The sequence below is a fragment of the Cupriavidus sp. CER-90 genome (assembly GCF_057652055.1).
Genome location: NZ_JBYGYM010000002.1, coordinates 3,622,506 through 3,642,858, shown reverse-complemented (window position 1 = coordinate 3,642,858; position 20,353 = coordinate 3,622,506). Strand labels below are relative to the sequence as shown.

Genomic DNA, 20,353 nt, shown 5'->3' with positions numbered 1-20,353 from the left:
AAGTAGAAGGAAGCCCCATGAGTGCGAGCCCATCTTTAACCCTGCGCGTGCAGGCCATGCGCTACGAGTCGCGTGGCGTCGTCAGCGTGGAGCTGCGTGACCCCGACGGTGCGCCGTTGCCCGAATTCGCGCCTGGCGCCCATATCGACCTGCACCTGGCCAACGGCCTGGTGCGCAGCTACTCGCTGTGTGGTGCCCCCGAACAGCGCGACCGCTATACGGTGGGCGTGCTGAACGACCGCAACAGCCGCGGCGGCTCACGCTTTGTCCACGAGCAGTTGCGGGTCGGCGCCACGCTGACGGTGGCGGCGCCGCGCAATCATTTCGCGCTGAACGAGGATGCCGCGCATACGGTGCTGGTGGCCGGCGGCATCGGTGTGACGCCGATCGTATGCATGGCGCGGCGCCTGGCCGAACGCGGCCGGGCGTTCACCCTGCTGTATTGCGCGCGTTCGCGTGCCGAGGCGGCGTTTATCGAGCCGCTGTCGGCCTACGGCGATGCGGTGCGCTTCCACTTCGACGACGAAGTGGGCGTGCCCCCGGACCTGAACGCCATGCTGGCGGGACAGGACGCCGGCACGCACTTCTATTGCTGCGGTCCGGGGCCGATGCTGACGGCGTTCGAGTCGGCCTGCGAGATGCACGGTTACGCGAACGTGCATATCGAGCGGTTTGCCGCCGATCCGGCGACGGAAGCGGTGCAGGAGGGGGAATACAGCGTCCAGCTACAGCGGTCGGGCAAGAACGTGCGCGTGCCGTCCGGCAAGTCGCTGCTGGACGCCCTGCTGGAGTCTGGCGTGGCTGTGGAATACAGCTGCCGCGAAGGTGTGTGCGGATCGTGCGAGACGGCTGTGCTCGATGGTTGTCCGGACCACCGCGACAGCGTGCTCAGTAGCGGCGAGCGTGCATCGAACAAGACCATGATGGTTTGCGTGTCCGGTTGCAAGGGCCAGCGCCTGGTGCTGGACCTTTGACCGACCCACGCCGCGCCAAGACCGGTGCGGCGACGAAGACTGCCCGCCGGCAAGGCAGAGCCGCACGTTCAGGGACGAAGCGGCCACGCGGGTAACTGCCCTACACGTTTCAGGAATAGATACCCGTGTTGATTCAGAGACAAGACGCCGCACCTTCGCTGCAGGGTGCACAGGCGGGCGTTGTGGCCTGCGGCGGCGCAGCAACCGGCGAGAGCGCCGCCACATCCCAGACGCCCTCGGCCGCCAAGGTGACGCGTGGCCAGATCGTCGCGCGCATCGAGCGCATGCCCGGCAACATGATGCATGTGCGTGCGCGGCTGCTGATCGGGCTGGCGACGTTCTTCGATGGCTTCGACGTGATCGTCATTGCGGCAACGCTGCCGCTGCTGATCGCGAAATGGTCGCTTTCGCCTGGCCAGATCGGCGTGCTGATCGCCGCGCCGTCGGTGGGGCAGCTGGTTGGGGCGCTGTTGTTCCCCGCATTGGCCGAACGGTTCGGCCGCTTGCGTTCGATTGGCTGGAGCGCCGGCATCATCGGCCTGATGAGCCTGGCGTGTGGCTTCGCCCCGTCTTTCGAGATCTTCCTGCTGCTGCGCATCGTGCAGGGGCTGGGCCTGGGCGGCGAATTGCCTGTGGCGGCCACCTATATCAACGAGGTCACGCGCGCGCACGGCCGTGGCAAGTTCGTGCTCCTGTACGAGATCGTGTTCCCGATCGGATTGATGGTGTCGAACGCGCTGGGCGCGGTGCTGGTGCCGCGCTACGGCTGGGAGGTGATGTACTTCCTCGGCGGCGTGCCGCTGGTGCTGTTCTTCGTGCTGCGCCGGCTGATTCCCGAGTCGCCGCGCTGGCTCGCGGAAAAAGGCCGCATGGCGGCAGCCGACGATGCGCTGCGCCAGTTCGAGGCGCGGGCCACGCAGCTATTGGCGCCCATCGGCGATACGTCGAGGTTTGATGCGATGGGCGACCGACCGCGCCGCCGCGTGCGCGATCTGGTGAGCAAGGCCTATTTGGGACGAACGCTTGCCGTGTGGATGTTGTGGGCCACCTGCGGGTTTATCCAGTATGGGCTATCGACCTGGCTGCCGACGGTCTACCAAACCATCTACCACGCACCGCTGCAGTTGGCACTGAACCTGGCGGCAGGGGCCTCCGTGCTGGGCGTGGTGGGATCGCTGATCTGCGCGCTGGTGGTGGACAAGGTGGGGCGCAAGCCGGTGATAAACGTGTCGTTCGTGCTGTGTGCGGCGTCGCTGATTCTGGCAGGCGTGTTCCACGCGTCATCGGTTTATGTGGTCGCCACCTTCTGTGCGCTGGCGATGGGCTTCCTGGCCTGCGGCTTTATCACGGCCTACGTCTATACCCCCGAGCTTTACCCGACCAGCGTGCGGGCCATGGGCTGTGGCCTGGGCGGGGCGTGGCTGAAGGTATCGGCGATCTTCGCGCCGGGCATCATCGCCTCGACCATCGGCACCGGCAATCTGAGCACCGCGTTCTTCGGGCTGGCGGTCGTGCCCCTGCTCGCCGCGGTCACCGTGTTTTTCCTCGGCATCGAAACCAAGGGCCAGGTTCTGGAAGAACTGGAGGTGTGACGCCGCTCCGCGTTGAACGGTGAGCCTCCGCTTGTCATTGCGCCCCGCTGCCGACAGCCCCGGCCTGCGGGGCGTTGTGGTTAGGCGAGCGGTGCGCGGGAGGCGAGGCACAAAGATCCAAGAGCCAAAGATCAGGGTTTTCCTTAAGTTGATAAATCAACAAAGACGTTTACAGTGAAATCGTTCCTGTTGTGGATCTTGGTTTTATATATGGAACAAATCTGCTAGTGTTCGGAAGAGCGCCGAGTGCCCGCGCATCGGGCCACGGGCGAAGCATGTTATATCGACATGCCTTGCTGATCATCGGCAAACCGAACGTCAAGCAGAGAGAGACCATGAATACAACCGCTCCCACGGAGGAGACGCAGGACAAGTACATCGTGCCGGGGCTTGAGCGCGGGCTCAGGCTGCTGGGCGAATTCAGCAGCAAGGACCGCACGCTGTCGGCGGCGGAGCTGGCGAGGCGACTGCAGGTGCCGCGTTCGACCGTGTTCCGGTTACTCGCCACGCTGGAAATGATGGGATTCGTGGAGCGCACGGACGGCGGGCGCGAGTTCCGGCTGGGCATGGCGGTGTTGAGGCTGGGGTTCGATTACCTGGCGTCGCTGGAACTGACCGAGCTGGGCCGGCCGTTGCTGGACCGGCTGCGCGACGAGATTCACTATCCGTGCAATCTCGTGGTGCGCGATGGCCGGTCGATCGTGTACGTGGCGAAATCCGTGGCGGCCCGGCCGTTCACGAGCACGGTGAACGTGGGTACGCGCCTGCCTGCGCACGCCACGGTGCTGGGCCGCGTGCTGCTGGAGGACCTGACGCTGCCGGAGCTGCGGGAGCTGTATCCCGAGACGCGGCTGGAAGTGTTCTCGGAAAGCACACCGCGCACGGTGGAGGAGTTGTACGAGATGGTGCAGCGTGACCGCCAGCGCGGCTACGTCCTGCACGAGGGATTCTTCGAGGCAAGTATCTCGACCATTGCCGCGCCGGTACGCGATCGCACCCGGCGCGTGGTGGCGGCACTGGGCGCGACGATTCCGGCAGCACGGATCGATCCTGCCCAGCTCGAACCGATGGTGGAAAGAGTGCGGGAGGCGGCAGCGGAGTTGTCGCGCCTGCTGGATTACCGGCCAATGCCCGACAGCACGGTGGCCGGCCAATGACAACGCGACGCTAGCGATCGTAACGATCGAAGGGACAGGCAGGAACAGCATGCAGCACCGCAGCCACAACGCAAAGGCAACCCAATGGACCCGGCGGTGGCTGGGCGCGGTGGCAGCCACGGCGGCCTTCGCCACTGCTGGCGCCGCGCAGGCCGATCCCTGCGCGAGCGTGCGGATCGTGGTGCCGTTTCCGGCCGGTGGGGCGGCCGACCAGCTTGCCCGCACGCTGTCCGTGGGGCTGCAGCAGCGCAGGGGCACGCCGCTCATCGTGGACAACAAGCCCGGTGCCAACGGCAACATCGGCATCGATGCGGTGCGGCGTGCGGCGGGGGACGGCTGCACCTGGCTGGTCGTGCCGGCCGGCAACCTGACGATCAATCCAACGCTGTTTCCGAAGCTTTCCTATCACGTCGCCCGCGACTTCCGGCCGGTATCGCTGCTGGCCAGTTCGCCCAACGTGCTGGCCGTGCATCCTTCGGTCAAGGCGCACACGGTCCCGGAACTCATTGCGCTGGCAAAACAGGCGGACCAGGCCGGGACGCCGCTGGGCTATGCCAGCCCCGGGGTCGGCAGCGGCCTGCATCTGGCGGGCGAACTGTTCCACCACAAGGCAGGCGCGAACATGCTGCATGTGCCGTACAAGGGCACCACGCAGGCCGTCAACGACGTCGTGGGCGGGCAGGTGCCGGTGCTGTTCGGCACGTGGCCGACGCTTGCGCCGTTCATCCAGTCCGGGGCGCTGCGCGCAATTGCCGTGACGCAATCGAAGCGGTCGGCGGCTGCGCCCGATGTGCCATCTCTGGCAGAGCAGGGCATGCCCGGCATCGACGTGAGTTCCTGGTATGCGCTGCTCCTGCCCTCGGCGACGCCCAAGCCGCTGGCCGATGCGCTTGCCGTTGACGTACAGACCTTGTTTGCCACGCCGGCGATTCGCGCCGATCTGCAGCGCCAGGGCCTGGAGCCCGTGGCGAGCACGCCAGATGCCCTCGCGGCACGGATTCGCAGTGAAACCGCGTCGTGGGCCACCCTGATTCGCACGTACCACATTACGGCGGACTAGCGGAAATCGTTCCAGGGCGCCCAGCCGGCGCCATCCCCATCCTTTTTTGAGTCGTATCCGGCCGCACCGCGCGCAGTGCGCGGTGGCATGCGGCCGTCTTTTCTTGCACTGTCGAGGACCAAGCGAGGCAACCATGGATTTTGTGTTGAACGGGAAGGCGACGCACTTCGGCGGCGACGGCGATACGCCGCTGCTCTGGGTGATACGCGACGATGCCGGGCTCACCGGCACGAAGTATGGCTGCGGCATCGGTGCATGCGGGGCATGCACGGTCCATGTCGACGGCCACGCGCAGCGGTCATGCGTGACACCTGTGTCCGCCGTGGCGGGGCGCAACGTGACGACGATCGAAGGGTTGTCCCCGGATCGTTCGTCAAAGGTACAGCAGGCGTGGATCGCCAAGGATGTGCCGCAGTGCGGGTACTGCCAGTCCGGGATGGTCATGGCGGTCAGCGCGCTGCTCAAGCAGAACCCGCACCCCACCGACAAGGACATCGACGCGGCCGTGAGCAACCTGTGCCGCTGCGCCACGTATCACCGCATCCGGGAGGCGATCCATGCCGCAGCAAAATGACATGCCGATGCGTGCCACGCGGCGCGGCTTCCTCAAGGGCAGTATCGCGGTTGCGGGCGCACTGTGCATTCCGCTGCCGGTCCTGGCCAGCCGCACCGTGGACAGCGGCCCGCATGGTACGAACGAGATCACCGACTGGATCTGGATCGAGCCCAATGGCCGGATCACGCTTGGCTTGTCCCAATGCGAATGCGGGCAGGGTGTCTACACGGGCATGCCGCAGGTCCTTGCCGACGAACTCGATGCGGACTGGCAGAACATCGCGGTGACGTTCGTCACCGGGCGCGATGCCTACCGTACCGGGGCGGCGTATGAGGAGCCGCAGCAGTTCGTTGGGGCGTCGATGTCCGCCACGCTGTTCTACCAGCGCCTCCGGATTGCCGGCGCACAGGCGCGCGAAGTGCTGATGATCGCGGCGGCAAGGCGGCTGCAGGTGCGCCCCGGCCAGTGCCACACCGACAAGGGGCGCGTCTACCATGGCGCCACGGGCCGATCGCTGGCCTACGGCGAACTGGCCGAAGAGGCCTGCGGATTCAACCGGTCGATGCAACACACTGAAGGCTTTGCGAGCCTGAGGGGTGCTGCAAATGAAACAAAGACGGCGGATCTACTACACCGAGACTCAAAAGGCATTAATGTGGGAGCGGTGGCGCAAAGGTGACACGCTTGCGCAGATCGCCCGACTGTTCGATCGCTACCACTCATCGATACAAGGGGTTCTCGCGAGGACTGGCGGAATACAGCCAGCGCAACGACACCGCTCCAGGCTAGCCTTGACACTGGCCGAACGAGAGGAGATATCTCGCGCAGTGGTCGTAGGCCACTCCATCCGATCCGTAGCAGACCGGCTAGGGCGTGCTCCATCTACTATCAGCCGCGAGGTCCGGCGCAATGGTGGCAGACAGGGCTATCTGGCAAACCAGGCTGACCAGCTCGCCTGGGAGCGAGCACGGCGCCCAAAGACATGTAAGCTCGTCAGGAATCCGACACTCGCCCAGGTGGTGGCAAGCAAGCTTCGATTGCAGTGGTCGCCAGAGCAGATCGCGGGTTGGCTTAAGCACGTGTATGCGGTCAACAAGGACTATCAGGTGTCGCACGAGACAATCTATCGGAGCCTCTACATCCAGGCCCGTGGTGCGCTTAAAAGAGAGCTGCTGGAACACCTACGGCGTACTCGAGCGATGCGTCGGTCGCGCCAACACACACTGAAGAGCGACGACCGTACGAACATCCGGGATGCCGTATCGATCAGTGAACGCCCTGCCACGGCAGAGGATCGCGCGATACCCGGGCACTGGGAAGGTGACTTGCTGTTCGGCAGCGCCAACAGCCAGATTGCAACACTCGTCGAACGCCAGACCCGGTTCGTGATGCTTGTGAAGCTTGCTAGCAAGGACTCCGAGGTTGTAGTCAACGCGCTGATCAAGCACGCCGGCAAGCTGCCGCAGGAACTGTACAAGTCGCTAACTTGGGATCGTGGCACGGAGATGGCTGGTCACAAGCGTTTCACTGTGGCCACGGACATCCAGGTCTACTTCTGCGATCCCCAGCATCCGTGGCAACGCGGCTCCAACGAGAACACGAATGGCCTCTTGAGACAGTACTTACCGAAAGGCACCGATCTCTCGGTCTATTCGCAAGCCAAGCTCAACGCCATTGCCAGGCGGCTCAATGAACGTCCGCGCAAGACACTAAACTTCGATACACCGGCTGAACGATTCCATCAAGCTGTTGCGTTGACCGGTTGAATCCGCACCGCCAAGCTGCCGCTCAATCCGACGCCGCGCCTGAAGAACGAGGCCGCGCACAAGCTGATCGGCAAGGATCTGCCGCGCATCGATACCCCGGCCAAGGTCGATGGCTCGGCCCGGTTCGGCATCGACGTGCAGGTGCCGGACATGCTGTACGGCGCCCTCAAGATGCCACCCACGGTCACCGGCAAGGTCACAGGCATCCGTAATGCCGATGCGGTGAAGGCGATGCCGGGAATCCAGGCCGTGGTGCAGGCGCCCGATGCGGCGATCGTCGTGGCGACAAGCTACTGGCTCGCGAAGAAAGGCGCTGACGCGCTGGAGATCGATGTGGATCCGGGCGCCGCAAAGGACCTGGACAGCGACAACATCATGGCCGCACGCCAGGCTGCGCTGGGCGCACCCGAAGCGGTTGTCGCCACCCGGCTCGGCGACCCCGACGCGGTACTGTCGGCGGGGGGCCGGACCGTCGAGGCCGACTATCACACGCCATACATTGTTCACGCGACGATGGAGTCGGTGAATGCCACCGTGCATGTGCGCGAAGACGCGATCGAGGTCTGGGGGCCGATCCAGGGACAGGATTTCGTGCGAAACGCGCTGGGCAAGCTGTACAGCCGCAAGCCCGAGACGGTGATCGTGCACACGACGTTCCTGGGCGGAAGCTTCGGCCGCAAGTTCCTGCCGGACTTCGTGATCCATGCCGCGCGGGCTTCTGCCGCGGTCGGAAAGCCGGTCAAGGTGATCCGCTCGCGCGAGGACGATATCCGGCACGGCTTCTACCGCCCGGGTGTCTCCGGACGTTTTCGCGCGGTGCTCGACGACAAGGGCATGCCGGTCGCCATGCACGCGCGCATGTCCGGCCAGTCGCTCTATGGCGTGATCAAGGCCGAGCGCATGGCCAGGCAAGGTGGCTGGGACGAGACGATGCTCGAGGCCATCTACGATTGCGTCTATCGCGTGCCGAATCTCAAGGTCGACATGATCGACGTGAAGCAACCGGTTCCCGTGAGTTTCATGCGCAGCGTTGGCTCGACGTCCAGCGTCTTCATGCTGGAGAGCTTTGTCAACGAGATGGCGGATGCCGCCGGCATCGATCCGTATCGCTACCGGCGGGCGCTGCTGGCCCACAACCCGTTGGCACTGCGTACGCTCGACGCGGCGGCAAAGGCCGCCAACTGGGAGCGCAAGCCCGCGGCCAATGTCACACGCGCCTTCACGTTCAATCTCTACACCGGCCGTGGCGAGGCATTCCAGACCTACGTGGCCATGGCGCTGGAGCTAGAGCGTGCGGGCAAGTCATTCGCAGTAAAGCGGGTGGTGTGCGCGGTGGAGTGCGGCAGGGCCATCAATCCCAACCTGATCCGGGGCAACATCGAGGGCGGGATCGGCTTTGCGTTGACGAATACGCTCAATAGCGAGATCACCTTCAAGGCCGGCGTGGTGCAACAGAGCAACTTCCACGACTATCCGTTGCTACGGCTGTCGGACATGCCGAAGATCGAAGTCGTCATCGTCGACAGCGATCGTCCGCCGCAGGGCTGCGGGGAGGTTTCGCTCGGGCCAGTGGCCCCAGCCGTGGCCCATGCGCTGTACAAGGCAACCCGGTTGCGACATCGGTCGATGCCGATGAAGATGGAAGCCTGAAGCCTGAAGCCTGAAGCCGGGCGGCGCAGCGTGATGCGCCGCCCGTTATCTCGTGGCCCTCTGCCTAGGGCTTGCGATACCCCAGCAGCGCCGACAGATCCCTGGCCGCGGCTTTGACCTCTTTCTCGGCGCGTTCGCGCAACGTGCCATCGGCCTCGAAACGCTGCTGCGGACCCGCCACGCTGATCGCCGCGATGACATTGCCGCCGGCATCGCAAACGGGTGCCGCGCACGAATCAATGCCAGGTTCGAAGGCCGAGAAGCTCCATGCGCAACCGCGTTCGCGGTCGGCCGCGAGAATGTCGGCGAGCCGCGCATGGGTGGCCGGGCTCTGCCGCGTGACCGTCGGCAGGGGATCGTCGCCAAGCCGTGCCCGCAGTGCTTCGGCGGAAAGATGGGCGAGCAGCATGCGGCCGGGGGTGGTCAGGTGCGCCGGCACGCGGCTTCCCACCTGGATGTTGCTCACCAGCCCGGTGTCAGGCATGTCGCGCAACAGGTAAAGCACGTCTCCGCCATCCGGCACCGCGAGATAGGCCGACAGCTTGAGCGAGCTGCTCAGTTGCGCGAGTATGCGCCGCGCGAAGGTCGTCAGGTCGTTGGCAGCCAACACGCGCGAGGCCATCTTCAGGAATGCGAAGCCAACCGTGTGGCCGCCCTGCGGAAGGCGCTCGACCATGCCCTCGTGCTCCAGCGTGTCGAGCAGCCGCATGACGGTCACCCGGTTGACGTCGATGCGCCGGCCCACTTCGCTGAGGTTGGCGGTGGAACCGCCTTCCGCGATGAAGCGCAGCAAGCGCAGGCCGCGCATGACCGGTGTCACCAGTTGCGGCGATGCGCCGGCTGTATCGGCGGCGTCGGCGTCGGATTCGGAAGGGCGGTTGCGCAAGGAGGCGGACGTGGGCATGGATGATCGGGCGATGACGGGGAACGGCCTCAGTGCAGCGGCGTGTTCCAGGCGTCGTAATCGTACACCCAGTCGGCATTGCCGCCGGCCTTGAGCCACTCGTTGCCGCGCGATCCGATCTGGATGCGGCTGGTACGTGCGTGACGGGCTGACTGGTAGCGCGCCAGGGCAGCGGGAACGTCGGCAGGGCTGGCGTCGGCGAGGCAACGCGCCAGGACCACGCCGTCCTCGATGGCCATGCCGGCCCCTTGCGCCATGAATGGCATCATCGGATGGCAGGCGTCGCCCATCAGGGTGATGTGCCCCGCGGACCATGCGGGCAGTGGGTCGCGCACGTAGAGCGCGGAGATGAGCACGTCGTCGCAGGCGTCGAGCAGCGCCCGTGCATCGGGGTGGAAACCTGCATAGGCGGCACGCAGGTCTTCCACGCGGCCCGGCGTGGTCCATGACTCATTGCGCCAGCTCTCCTGTGCGACGGTGGCAAACACAAAGATCTCGCGGCCGCGGTTCAGCGGGAACGTCACGATCTGGCTGGTCGCTTCGGGTCCCCACCATTTCGTGAACGCGCCGATGTTCGGAACGCCCGCAAGGCGCTCGGCAGGCACCACCGCCCGGTAGGCGACGACACCGGTGAACGTGGGATGCTCGTCGCCGAGGATCGCCCGGCGCACGACGGAATGGATGCCGTCGGCGCCGATCAACACGTCCACGTCGTCGCTGGACCCGTCGGCAAATTGCACCGTGGCACCGCGCTCGCGTGGGACGATCGCAATGGCCTTCGCGCCCAGCTTCACATTGGCCGCGGGGACTGCCGCTTCGAGTGCCGACATGAGGTCGCCCCGGTGCATCGTCAGCTGGGGGGCGCCATAGCGGCGCTCGGCTTCATCGGACATGGCCAGGCGCGATGTTTCTTCGCCGCTGTCCCAGATCCGGCTGATGCGATGCGTAGGACGAGCGGCCGTCTCGCGGAGCGCATCGCCGATGCCGAGCCCGTCCAGTGCGCGCACCGCATTGGGCGTCAGGTTGATGTCCGCGCCGACACGCGCAAAGCGGGGCGCCTGCTCATACACGACGACGTCCATGCCGAGCTTGCGCAGGGCAATGGCCGCGGCCAGCCCGCCAATGCCGGCGCCATTGATGCCGATCCTTCCGTGAACCATGGGATGCTCCTGTATGTTCAAAAATGAACGTAATGTTCATAAAACAGTCGCATGTTTGCGTGAGGCCGTCAAGCGGTGCGGGGGACACACCAGCCGTTCCGGCTTCCCGAACCCCGGGGCTCGGCCGGCCCCGGGGCGCCATGGCGCTATGGCAGCAAGGTTTGCAAGGCCGCCTGGGCGTCGCGCCGCAGGCGTTCGATGTCGAGCCCGACCACGGCACCGTCCCGCACCACGTGCCGGCCGCGCACGAACACGTCGCGCACCGGCGTTGGCTCGCCGGCCGCAACGGGCGCCGTGGCAATGTCGTGGAAGCCGGCAAAGCGCAAGCCGCTGACGTCGTAGATGGCCAGGTCGGCGGACTGGCCCGGCTGCAGCGTGCCGATGCCTGGCAGCCCGAGCACCTGCGCGCCACCGGCCGTACCCCAGTGGATCACCTCTTCGACGCGTGTCTGCGATGCCCCGCCCAGCGCACGATGGATCAGCCAGGCGAAATTGGCTTCGTGGACCATGCTGCCCGATTCGTTCGACGCGACGCCATCGACCCCGATCGACACCGGCACGCCGGCGTCTGCCATGGCACGTATCGGCGCGATGCCGCTGCCCAGCCGCGCGTTGCTGACCGGGCAGTGCGCCACGCCGGTGGCCGTCTGCCCGAGCATGCGGATCTCGTCGGGTGTCACGGTGACCAGGTGGGCGAACCACACGTCGGGGCCCAGCCAGTCGTGATCGGCCACGAACTGTACGGGCGTGCAGTGGAATTTTTCGGCGCAGAAGCGCACGTAGTTGTCGGTTTCCGACAGGTGCGTATGCAGCCGCAACTGCATGCCGCGCGCGAACGCCGCCACTTCGCGCAGCATCGCGGGGGGCATCGAGAACGTGGGTGTGGTGGGCGCCACCACCACGCGCCGCAGCGCGTCGGGGCTGGCATCGTGATAGCGCGACTTGAGGCGTTCTATGTCGCCCAGCATTTCGTCGAACGTTTCGGGCACCAGCGCCGTGGCGCGCATGCCAGGATGATTGGCCTTCGATTGCACGGCGCCACCGCGACACAGCACCAGGCGCATGCCGAACTCTTCGGCCACGTCGAACAGCACATCGCCCGTTTCGGCGCCATGGCCGTGGTGATACAGGTAGTGGTGGTCGGCGCAGGTGGTGGTGCCCGATAGCAGCAGTTCCGCCATGCCCAGCCGGACGGCGGTGCGGAAGCTGTCCGGCGTGAAGCGGTCCAGCCGCGGATACGGCACGCTGGCCAGCCATTCCTGCAGATCGGCGTTCATGCCCGCGGGCACGGCCTTGAGCAGGTTCTGGAAGAGGTGATGGTGCGTGTTGACCCAGCCGGGATAGATCACGCAGCCGGTGGCGTCGATCACGGCTTCATCGGGCTGCGGCGTCAGGTTGGGGGCCAGTTCGGCCACGCGGCCGTCGCGGATGCGGATATCCACGGCACCGGCCCGGGCGTTGGCACCGGCGCGGCCGGTCATGACGGCGGCGGCGCCGCGGATCAGCATCGGACTTGTCGTCGTCATGATTCAGACCTCCGGAAAGTGTTCGGGCACCACGGCGTGCTGGGCCGGCTCGACGTTGTCGTCGCGCGCCGGAATGCCGTTGAGGACGAGATTCAGCAGCACCGACACCACGCACGAGATGATCACGCTGCTATGCAGGAACGGCTGCAGCGCGGCGGGCAGTTTCTCCAGCAGGTTCGGCATGATCACGGGCATCAGCGAGCAGGCCAGCGTGATGGCCACCACGCTCAGGTTGGCGGGTTCGCGTTCGTAGTCCACCTGGCCAAGCGTGCGTATGCCGGCGGCTACCACCACGCCGAACATGACGATGGTGGCGCCGCCCAGTGCGGCGGCCGGAATCGACGAGAACAGTGCGCCGATCTTCGGCACGAGGGCCACGGCGCACAGCATGACGCCGCACACGGCCACCACCCAGCGGCTACGCACGCCGGTGACGATGACCAGCCCGACGTTTTCCATGAACGCGATGAACGGGAAGGCGGCGAACATGCCACCGATGGCGCTGGCGAGCCCGTTCGCGCGCAGGCCCGCCGTGGCTTCCTGTTCGGTGACGGGCCGCTTGACGATGTCGCCGATGGCGACGAACAGGCCCATCGATTCCACCATCTGCACGACCATCACGATCACCATCGTCACGATGGCGCTGGCATGGAACGTGGGCATGCCGAACGCGAACGGCGTGACCATGGTGAACCAGGGCGCGCGGGCCACTTCGTCGAAGTTGCCCATGCCCATGAGCCAGGCGGCCGCGCCGCCCAGCATCAGGCCAATCAGGACGGCCAGGCTGCGCACCAGGCGGCCACCGTGGCTGTTGGTGAACAGGATCAGCGCCACCGTGCCGAAGGCCACGATAAAGAACAGCGGCGAGCCGAATTCCTTCGCGCCATGGCCGCCGCCAGTCCATTGGTAGGCGACCGGAAACAGCGACAGGCCCACCGAAGTGATGATGCAGCCGCTGACCACTGGCGGAAAGAACCGCTTGAGCCGCCCGATCACGGGCGCGAGGAACATCGTCACCACGCCCGCGCCGATCACCGCGCCGCAGACGCCGGTAAAGCCCAGCGACGGATCGGTGCCGATGGCGATCACCGGTCCGACCGATCCGAACGCCACGCCCTGCATCAGCGGCAGGCGCACGCCGAACTTCCAGACGCCCACCGTTTGCAGCAGCGTGGCAATGCCGGACGTGAACAGCGCGGTACTGATCAGCAGCGTGGTTTGCGCCGGCGTCATCTTCAGCGCGCCCGCCACGATCATCGGCACGGCGATCGCGCCAAGATAACTCACCAGCATATGCTGGAAGCCTAGCGAGACCATGGCCCGCGCGGGCAGGATCTGGTCGACGGGATGGACGGGGGTGGACATGGCTCTCTCCTGCCTTGGACGTGTGGGATGTGCACCCAAGGTAGCGAGCCCGCAACCGCGTGCGTAGCAACATTGCGAAGGCGCGCGCACGGAAGCGAAATACAGCGGGTTTTCCTTAGCTTGCATGAAACGTGCATGGCTCCCTAGCATGCACACATTCCCTGCCGTTCGTCCCTCCGTCTGCACCATGGGCCATCATGCTGCACCAAGAATGAACACTGCGAGCCACGCGCGTGCACTGGATCACGTGCAGGCGCTGTCGGCGCGCGTGTTCGGTCCCACGCGGCTGCACACGGACGATGCCGACCCTGAAGTGGCGCTGCAAAGCTGCCAGATCGGCCACCTGACCCTGGCCACCACGCGATATGCGCGCGACATGATGGTGGAGCCCGTGCCCGGCAAGGACGAGTACGTGATCCAGACCGTGATCTCGGGCCAGTGCAGCGTGGAGGTCGAAGGCGCGGCGGTCACGATGGAGCCTGGTAGCACGTGGGTGTTCTCGCCATCGCTGTCCGTGCGGCTGCGGCTGGAAGCCGGATGCGAACGCTTCAGCGTTGTGGTGCGCCGCCATGCGCTGGAGGACGCGTTTCGTGCGTGCTTCCACTTCGATTCCCCCAGCCCCATGCTGTTTGCATTGCAGCCGTTGCCCGACGCGCAACGCGCTGGGCGCTGGCGCGCGTTGATGACGTGGATGCGCACCGAAGCCGCGATGCGCGAGGGTCGCCAGGGACTGCCCGCCGTCGATGCGGCCATCGAACAGCTTTGCCTGAACACCTTGCTGGTGGACCATTTCGGCGAGGACGGCAGCCTGCTGCCGCTCGGCTATCTGCCATCGTTGCCGGCCTATGTGCGTCGCGCCATCCGGTACCTGCGCGCCAATCTGGACAAGCCGGTGATGATGCAGGAACTTGCCGCCCATTGCGGCGTGTGCGAACGCACGTTGCAGCTGGGCTTCCGCAAGAGCAAGAACACCACGCCGATGGAATACCTGCGTGTGCTGCGCCTGCAGGGGGCGCACGCCGACCTGCAACGCGCGATACCGGGGCCGGGCGTGGTGTCGACCATCGCCTTGCGGCACGGGTTTACGCACCTGAGCCTGTTCGCGCGCGAATACCGGCGCGAATTCGGGGAATCGCCGTCGGCCACGCTGCGTCGCGCGGGGTAAAAAAGACGCAGCCGACGTGAGACGGCTGCGCCATCAACCACCCGCCAGTATCGTGGCGGGGTCCCAGAGCGGGTCTGGCCGCGTTGGCGGCGGCGTGCTATGCCGGTAGTGGCGTGGGCTGACACACGCCCAGCAGCGTCTGCAGCCGCGCCCGGTCGAGATTGCGCCCGATAAAGACGAACTTGCTTTCGCGAGGCAGTTCACCCCATGCGTCCGCCGGATGGAAGTCCATCAGCCGGTGCACGGCCTGGAGCACGTACCGCTGGTCGTCGTCGTGCACGGCCACGATGCCTTTCATGCGGAAGACGTCGTCGCCTTGCGCGGCCAGCAATGCGCGCAGCCCGTGTTCCAGCCGCTGGCGGTCGAATGGCGTGTCGAACACCAGCGAAACCGACGTGACCGACGGGTCATGGCGATGGGCGGGGTCGTTGTCGTCCTGGCCGTGGTCGCAACGTTCGTCGCAGACATGGTTGGCGTCGTGATGATGGGCGTGGTCGTCGTCGGGCAGGCGTGCGGCACCGGTCGTGAAACCGCCAATGCCGAGAATGCGCGACAGATCCACCTGCGCGTAGTTGGACGGCAGGATCTGTGCGCCTTCGTTCAGGTGATGTAGCCGGTGCGCCAGCGCGTCCAGCCGCTCGGCGCTCACGAGGTCGGACTTGTTCAGGATGATGCGGTCGGCGGCTACGATCTGGTCGAGGGCCTGGTTGTCGAAGCCGGACAGTTGCGGATCGTCGAGATGGTCTTCGATGTGCACCGCATCGACCAGCGTCAGGATGCCGTCCAGCGTGACTTGCCTGGCCACGTCGTTATCCATGAAGAACGTGGCGGCCACCGGTGTCGGGTCGGCCAGACCACTGGTTTCCACCAGGATATGGTCGAAGCGCTCGGGACGTGCCAGCAGTTTCTGCAGGATGGCCACCAGATCGGTCCGTACGTCGACCACGCAGCAGATGCAGCCGTTTGTCATTGTGTAGATCTCTTCGTCGGACGTCATGACCAGGTCGGAATCGACATCGACTTCGCCAAACTCGTTTTCGATCACCGCGATGCGGTGCCCGTGCTTCTGCGTCAGGATGTGGTTCAGCAGCGTGGTTTTTCCCGACCCCAGAAAGCCGGTCAGGATGGTGACGGGCACCGGCGGCTGGGTGTGGCGATGGCATTCGTTCATGGTGTCTCCGGGGTGATGACGTCGGCGTTGACGGCGGCAAGTGAGGCGCGCATGCCGGCCCAGCGCGAGAGCAGGCCTTCATGCGGCATGTCGAACAGGTCCAGCACGCGGCCCACGGTGTGGTTGACGATGTCGTCGACGTGCTGCGGATGGGTATAGAAGGCTGGCATCGGCGGCATGACGATGGCCCCCATTTCGGTGACCGTGGTCATGTTGCGCAGATGCACCAGGTGCAGCGGCGTTTCCCGCGCCAGCAAGACCAGCCGGCGGCGTTCCTTGAGCATGACGTCGGCCGCGCGCGTGATCAGGTTGTCGGCCAGCCCGGTGGCCACGGCGGCCAGTGTGCGCATCGAGCAGGGCGCCACCACCATGCCGTCGCAGCGGAAAGACCCGCTGGCCACGCTGGCGCCGATATCGCGCACGTTGTGCACGACGTCCGCCAGCCCTTCCACCTGGGGGCGTTGCAGGCCCAGTTCGTGATGCACGGTGAGCAGGCCGGACGGCGAGCAAACCAGGTGCGTTTCCCAGCCGTCGATCATCCCGAGCGCCTGCAGCAGCCGCACACCGTACGCTGCGCCGCTGGCGCCCGTGATGGCTACAACCAGCCTGCGCGTCGTGTTCATGGGTGGGCCTCCGTCGCGCGCTTTGCCGCCAGTGCCTGCAATACCTGTTCGGGCTTGATCGGATAGTGGCGGAAGCGTACGCCGATGGCGTCGAACACGGCATTGGCGATGGCCGGCCCGATGGCGACGATCGGATCTTCCCCCACGCCCTTGGCACCGAACGGGCCGCCCGGGTCGGGCGCGGCTTCCAGCAGCACGGTGTGAATCTCCGGCATGTCCATGGCCAGCGGCATCTTGTAGTCGACGAAATTGGCGTTCAATGACCTGCCCGTCTTCATGTCGATCTGGTAGTCCTCGTAGAGCGTGTGACCAATGCCCTGCTGGATGCCGCCCTCGATCTGGCCCGCGGCGGCAATCGGATGAATCACCTTGCCGATGTCGTGCACGGGCACAACCTGCTTCACGGTGATGAAGCCGGTTTCGGTATCGACTTCCACTTCGACGAAATGGGCGGCAAACGAGTACGACTTGGTGGGGTGATAGGTGGCGGTGCCCACCAGTTGCGCGGCGGGCAGGCCCTTGCGCGGCATCACCGCTTCGCGCACGGTCATCGTCGGGCCCTGGCGGCCGCGCACGGAGATCACGCCGTTCGCGATATCGAGGTCGGCCGCTTCGGCTTCCATCTGTTTCGCCGCGCGCGCCAGCAGCTGCGTCTTGATGTCGCCGGCCGCCATCTGCGCGGCGCGTCCCACCATGTAGGTGGTGTGGCTGGCGAATGCGCCGATGTCCCACGGTACGACGTCGGTGTCGCCGTGTACCACGCTGACCGATTCGAACGGGATGGCCAGTTCTTCGGCCACGATCTGCGCCAGCGCCGTATGCGCGCCCGTGCCCAGGCCGGCGGCGCCGGTCAGCAGCACCACGGTGCCGTCCTCGTTCATCTTGACAATCGCATTGGCCTGTTCCTTGATGCCCGGATACGCGCTGCTGCCGTGCATCTCACAGCCTATGCCCCAGCCGCGCCGGAGCACGCCGCGCTGCTGGCGCGTTTCGGCACGGCGAGCGTTCCAGTTCACCACGTCCATGCCCTTGCGGATGCAGGCTTCGAGACCATGGCCGATGAGCGGGTGATTGGACGGCGCGATATCGCCGTCACGCACCGCGTTGCGCAGCTTCAGTTCGGCCGGATCGACGCCCAGTCGTTCGGCGGCCTCGTCCATCTGGATGTCGAGCGCGTAGTACGTCTGCACCACGCCATAGCCACGGAATGCGCCGGCAATGGGGCTGTTGGTGTAGACGCAGCGGCCTTCCAGCCTGACGTTCTCGCATCGATACAGCGACACCATGGCCGCCGTGCCGACATTGGTCACGCCGGGCCCGTGCGAACCGTACGCGCCGGAATTGAAGACCACCTTCGCTTCGCGCGCGGTGATGGTGCCGTCGTTGCGAAAGCCCTGCCGCAGCCAGACCTTGGCCGGATGGCGGGTGCGCCCGCCCAGGAAGGTCTCTTCGCGGGTGTATTCCATCCGTACCGGACGATGCGTCTGGCGCGCCAGCAGCGCGCACAGGAACTCGGCCTGGAAAAGATCCTGCTTGGCGCCGAACCCCCCGCCCATGTGGTCCACCAGCACCCGCACCTTGTGCAGCGGCAGGCCCAGCACCTCGGCCATGATGCCGCGCACCATGAACGCGGTCTGCGTCGAGATCCACACCGTCAGGTTGCCGTTGCCGTCCCACTTGCAGGTCAGCACGTTCGGTTCCATGTAGGCCGGCGTGGGACGGCCGCCTTCGTACACGCCTTCGAGGATGAAGTCCGCTTCGGCAAAGCCCTTGTCTACGTCGCCGCGCTCGATTCTGACCGGCGGCAGCACCAGGTTGCCGCCCGGTTCGCGGTCATGGATCGGCGTGGCGCCCGGCGCGGCGGCGTCTTCCACGGTGAAATACGCCGGCAGTGCTTCGTACTCGACCTGGATCAGTTCGATGGCGCGCGCCGCGATGTCCTCGCTGGTGGCCGCGACGGCCGCGACACCTTCGCCCCAGTAGCGCACCTTGTCGTCCAGGATGTACTGGTCGCACGTGACCGACGCCGAGCGCGGATGCGACGATCCCGCATGCAGCACGCGCGGCACGTCCTGGTGCGTGAGGATCGCCTTGACACCCGGCAGCGCCAGCGCGGCCGACGTGTCGATGCCGACGATGCGCGCGTGCGCCACATTGCATCGCTTGAGCCTGGCATGCAGCAGGCCAGCCATCGGCATGTCCGATACGTACTTGGCGTTGCCGGTGACCTTGTCCAGCAGGTCGGTGCGCTTGACGCTGTGTCCTATCACGGCGTGGGTCATCGTGCGTTCTCCGTCAGTGCGCGAGCGGCATCGCCATCCGGATGGCGCATGGCCTCGGCGGTCCGTTCCACCGCTTCGATGATCCGGGTGTAGCCGGTGCAGCGACAGATGTTGCCCGCGATGGCAAAGCGGATTTCCTGCCGCGTGGGCTGCGGGTTGGCGTCGAGCAGCGCCTTGATGGCGACGATGAAGCCGGGTGTGCAGAAGCCGCATTGGGCGGCGCCGCAGCGCATGAACTGTTCCTGTATCGGATGCACCCGGTCGGCGGCGGGCTGGATGCCTTCGATGGTGACGATCTTGCGGCCATGGGCTTCCGGGGCCAGCATCAGGCAACTGTTCATCGGCGCGCCGTCGACCAGGATCGTGCACGAGCCGCATTCGCCTACATCGCAGCCCTTCTTGGTGCCGGTCAGTCCGGCGTCGTCGCGCAGGGCGTCCAGCAGGGTACTGTTGGGTTCCACGGCAAGCTCGCGGGCTTCGCCGTTGATATCGACTTCGATCAGCTTGCGCATCACAGGACCTCCAGGGCTTGGGCGATGGCGCGGCGCGTCAGCACCCCCACCATATCGCGCCGATATTCGGCGCTTGCGCGCACGTCGCTGATGGGCCGCGCATCTTCCATGGCGGCATGCGCGGCCTGCAGGACCAGCGCGTCGGTGACGGGGCGATGGCGTAGCAGCGCTTCGGCATGTCGGGCGCGAATCGGCGTGGGACCGACTGCGGCCAGCACGATGCCAACGTCGGTGCAATGCCCGCGATCCACCGTGATCGACACGGCCACGCCGACGGTGGCCAGTTCCATCTGCACGCGCCGTCCGTGCTTGATGTAGACCTTGCCGGTGTGCGGGGCCGGCGCGGGAATGGTGATAGACGACACCAGTTCATCGGGTGCCAGCGCGGTCTTGCCGGCGCCAGTCACAAAGTCCTCCACGGGCATCGAACGCGAGCCTTGCAGGCCGTACAGATGCACCGACGCGTGGTCGGCCATCAGTGGCGCGAGCGAATCGGCGGACGGCGATGCGCGGCAGACATTGCCCACCACCGTGGCGCGGTTGCGTACCTGGATCGATGCGAAGTCCGTGACGGCCTTGGCCAGGCTGGCGTAGTGGCGCCGCACCGCGTACGAGGTTTCCACCTCGCGCGTGGTGACCAGCGCCCCGATGCGCAGGCCATCGGCCGGATGGAAGGCCAGCACGTCCATGCCGGGAATCTTCTTGATGTTGATGACGTGCGAGGGCTGGCGGTGCGATTCCTTGATCTGCACGAGCAGGTCGGTGCCCCCGGCCAGCACGCTGGCACGGCCGCCACAGCGATGCAGCAGCGCCGAGGCCTCTGCAAGCGTGGCGGGTTCGAGATATTCAAACGCTCTCATCTTCGCTCCTTTGGGGGTGCTGGCGGCCCG

At 65.9% G+C, this 20,353-nt stretch carries 17 protein-coding genes and 1 pseudogene; 9 read left to right on the top strand and 9 right to left on the bottom strand.

Translation table 11 applies throughout. From position 1 onward, the window contains the following. Positions 1-17: 17 nt before the first annotated feature. The 8 genes and pseudogenes from AC24R4_RS27100 to AC24R4_RS27065 all read left to right on the top strand — a co-directional run. The gene (locus AC24R4_RS27100; protein ID WP_400391972.1) at positions 18-974 is read left to right on the top strand and encodes a PDR/VanB family oxidoreductase; all 957 of its coding nucleotides are present in this window, start codon (positions 18-20) and stop codon (positions 972-974) included. 284 nt (positions 975-1,258) lie between these two features. Then, positions 1,259-2,566 (top strand): MFS transporter, encoded by a 1,308-nt coding sequence (locus tag AC24R4_RS27095; protein ID WP_400392010.1) that lies wholly within the window; start codon positions 1,259-1,261, stop codon positions 2,564-2,566. 335 nt (positions 2,567-2,901) lie between these two features. Continuing rightward, complete coding sequence (locus AC24R4_RS27090) at positions 2,902-3,723, top strand: IclR family transcriptional regulator (protein ID WP_400391969.1); 822 nt, start codon at positions 2,902-2,904, stop codon at positions 3,721-3,723. Positions 3,724-3,772: 49 nt separating this feature from the next. Beyond that, positions 3,773-4,783, top strand: coding sequence for a tripartite tricarboxylate transporter substrate binding protein (locus tag AC24R4_RS27085; RefSeq protein WP_400391966.1), 1,011 nt, complete (start codon positions 3,773-3,775; stop codon positions 4,781-4,783). A 133-nt stretch (positions 4,784-4,916) separates the two neighbouring features. Next, positions 4,917-5,357: a (2Fe-2S)-binding protein gene (locus tag AC24R4_RS27080; protein ID WP_400391963.1), complete on the top strand. Its 441-nt coding sequence runs from the start codon at positions 4,917-4,919 to the stop codon at positions 5,355-5,357. Between the two features lies 1 nt (position 5,358). Beyond that, the gene (locus tag AC24R4_RS27075) at positions 5,359-6,018 is read left to right on the top strand and encodes a molybdopterin cofactor-binding domain-containing protein (RefSeq protein WP_487523933.1); all 660 of its coding nucleotides are present in this window, start codon (positions 5,359-5,361) and stop codon (positions 6,016-6,018) included. Continuing rightward, complete coding sequence (locus AC24R4_RS27070) at positions 5,945-7,105, top strand: IS30 family transposase (RefSeq protein ID WP_487523458.1); 1,161 nt, start codon at positions 5,945-5,947, stop codon at positions 7,103-7,105. Before AC24R4_RS27075 ends, AC24R4_RS27070 begins: the two co-directional genes overlap by 74 nt. 9 nt (positions 7,106-7,114) lie before the next feature. Beyond that, positions 7,115-8,755, top strand: a pseudogene (locus AC24R4_RS27065) (xanthine dehydrogenase family protein molybdopterin-binding subunit); the annotation flags it as partial. A 64-nt stretch (positions 8,756-8,819) separates the two neighbouring features. Here the strand turns inward: AC24R4_RS27065 and AC24R4_RS27060 are convergent. From AC24R4_RS27060 to AC24R4_RS27045, 4 genes are all read right to left on the bottom strand, one after another. Then, positions 8,820-9,659: an IclR family transcriptional regulator gene (locus tag AC24R4_RS27060; protein ID WP_400395917.1), complete on the bottom strand. Its 840-nt coding sequence runs from the start codon at positions 9,657-9,659 to the stop codon at positions 8,820-8,822. A 29-nt stretch (positions 9,660-9,688) separates the two neighbouring features. Next, positions 9,689-10,819: an FAD-dependent monooxygenase gene (locus AC24R4_RS27055; RefSeq protein ID WP_487523932.1), complete on the bottom strand. Its 1,131-nt coding sequence runs from the start codon at positions 10,817-10,819 to the stop codon at positions 9,689-9,691. 146 nt (positions 10,820-10,965) lie between these two features. Further along, positions 10,966-12,345, bottom strand: a complete 1,380-nt coding sequence (locus AC24R4_RS27050) for an amidohydrolase family protein (protein WP_487523931.1) — start codon at positions 12,343-12,345, stop codon at positions 10,966-10,968. 3 nt (positions 12,346-12,348) lie between these two features. Further along, positions 12,349-13,710 (bottom strand): nucleobase:cation symporter-2 family protein, encoded by a 1,362-nt coding sequence (locus tag AC24R4_RS27045; protein ID WP_487523930.1) that lies wholly within the window; start codon positions 13,708-13,710, stop codon positions 12,349-12,351. Between the two features lie 211 nt (positions 13,711-13,921). On the opposite strand from AC24R4_RS27045, the gene AC24R4_RS27040 reads away from it, so the two are divergent. Next, entirely contained in the window at positions 13,922-14,875 is a 954-nt protein-coding gene (locus tag AC24R4_RS27040; RefSeq protein ID WP_400392702.1) for an AraC family transcriptional regulator, read from the top strand. Between the two features lie 97 nt (positions 14,876-14,972). Here AC24R4_RS27040 and AC24R4_RS27035 read toward each other — a convergent pair whose 3' ends face one another. The 5 genes from AC24R4_RS27035 to AC24R4_RS27015 are packed head-to-tail and all read right to left on the bottom strand — an operon-like array spanning position 14,973 to position 20,323. Beyond that, positions 14,973-16,046, bottom strand: a complete 1,074-nt coding sequence (locus AC24R4_RS27035) for a CobW family GTP-binding protein (protein WP_400392704.1) — start codon at positions 16,044-16,046, stop codon at positions 14,973-14,975. Further along, positions 16,043-16,669 (bottom strand): UbiX family flavin prenyltransferase, encoded by a 627-nt coding sequence (locus AC24R4_RS27030; protein WP_400392706.1) that lies wholly within the window; start codon positions 16,667-16,669, stop codon positions 16,043-16,045. The genes AC24R4_RS27035 and AC24R4_RS27030 overlap by 4 nt, the downstream gene beginning before the upstream one ends. After that, positions 16,666-18,951 carry a xanthine dehydrogenase family protein molybdopterin-binding subunit gene (locus AC24R4_RS27025; RefSeq protein WP_400392708.1) on the bottom strand — a complete coding sequence of 762 codons (2,286 nt, stop codon included), beginning with the start codon at positions 18,949-18,951 and terminating at the stop codon, positions 16,666-16,668. Before AC24R4_RS27025 ends, AC24R4_RS27030 begins: the two co-directional genes overlap by 4 nt. Continuing rightward, complete coding sequence (locus AC24R4_RS27020; RefSeq protein WP_400392710.1) at positions 18,948-19,463, bottom strand: (2Fe-2S)-binding protein; 516 nt, start codon at positions 19,461-19,463, stop codon at positions 18,948-18,950. The genes AC24R4_RS27025 and AC24R4_RS27020 overlap by 4 nt, the downstream gene beginning before the upstream one ends. Further along, positions 19,463-20,323, bottom strand: coding sequence for an FAD binding domain-containing protein (locus AC24R4_RS27015; RefSeq protein ID WP_400392711.1), 861 nt, complete (start codon positions 20,321-20,323; stop codon positions 19,463-19,465). The genes AC24R4_RS27020 and AC24R4_RS27015 overlap by 1 nt, the downstream gene beginning before the upstream one ends. Between the last annotated feature and the right edge of the window lie 30 nt (positions 20,324-20,353).

Bases quoted from the DNA above. Each gene is read 5' to 3' on its own strand.
- AC24R4_RS27100 (WP_400391972.1), top strand. From the start codon at position 18: ATGAGTGCGAGCCCATCTTTAACCCTGCGCGTGCAGGCCATGCGCTAC.
- AC24R4_RS27095 (WP_400392010.1), top strand. From the start codon at position 1,259: ATGCCCGGCAACATGATGCATGTGCGTGCGCGGCTGCTGATCGGGCTG.
- AC24R4_RS27090 (WP_400391969.1), top strand. From the start codon at position 2,902: ATGAATACAACCGCTCCCACGGAGGAGACGCAGGACAAGTACATCGTG.
- AC24R4_RS27085 (WP_400391966.1), top strand. From the start codon at position 3,773: ATGCAGCACCGCAGCCACAACGCAAAGGCAACCCAATGGACCCGGCGG.
- AC24R4_RS27080 (WP_400391963.1), top strand. From the start codon at position 4,917: ATGGATTTTGTGTTGAACGGGAAGGCGACGCACTTCGGCGGCGACGGC.
- AC24R4_RS27075 (WP_487523933.1), top strand. From the start codon at position 5,359: ATGCCGATGCGTGCCACGCGGCGCGGCTTCCTCAAGGGCAGTATCGCG.
- AC24R4_RS27070 (WP_487523458.1), top strand. From the start codon at position 5,945: ATGAAACAAAGACGGCGGATCTACTACACCGAGACTCAAAAGGCATTA.
- AC24R4_RS27060 (WP_400395917.1), bottom strand. From the start codon at position 9,659: ATGCCCACGTCCGCCTCCTTGCGCAACCGCCCTTCCGAATCCGACGCC.
- AC24R4_RS27055 (WP_487523932.1), bottom strand. From the start codon at position 10,819: ATGGTTCACGGAAGGATCGGCATCAATGGCGCCGGCATTGGCGGGCTG.
- AC24R4_RS27050 (WP_487523931.1), bottom strand. From the start codon at position 12,345: ATGACGACGACAAGTCCGATGCTGATCCGCGGCGCCGCCGCCGTCATG.
- AC24R4_RS27045 (WP_487523930.1), bottom strand. From the start codon at position 13,710: ATGTCCACCCCCGTCCATCCCGTCGACCAGATCCTGCCCGCGCGGGCC.
- AC24R4_RS27040 (WP_400392702.1), top strand. From the start codon at position 13,922: ATGAACACTGCGAGCCACGCGCGTGCACTGGATCACGTGCAGGCGCTG.
- AC24R4_RS27035 (WP_400392704.1), bottom strand. From the start codon at position 16,046: ATGAACGAATGCCATCGCCACACCCAGCCGCCGGTGCCCGTCACCATC.
- AC24R4_RS27030 (WP_400392706.1), bottom strand. From the start codon at position 16,669: ATGAACACGACGCGCAGGCTGGTTGTAGCCATCACGGGCGCCAGCGGC.
- AC24R4_RS27025 (WP_400392708.1), bottom strand. From the start codon at position 18,951: ATGACCCACGCCGTGATAGGACACAGCGTCAAGCGCACCGACCTGCTG.
- AC24R4_RS27020 (WP_400392710.1), bottom strand. From the start codon at position 19,463: ATGCGCAAGCTGATCGAAGTCGATATCAACGGCGAAGCCCGCGAGCTT.
- AC24R4_RS27015 (WP_400392711.1), bottom strand. From the start codon at position 20,323: ATGAGAGCGTTTGAATATCTCGAACCCGCCACGCTTGCAGAGGCCTCG.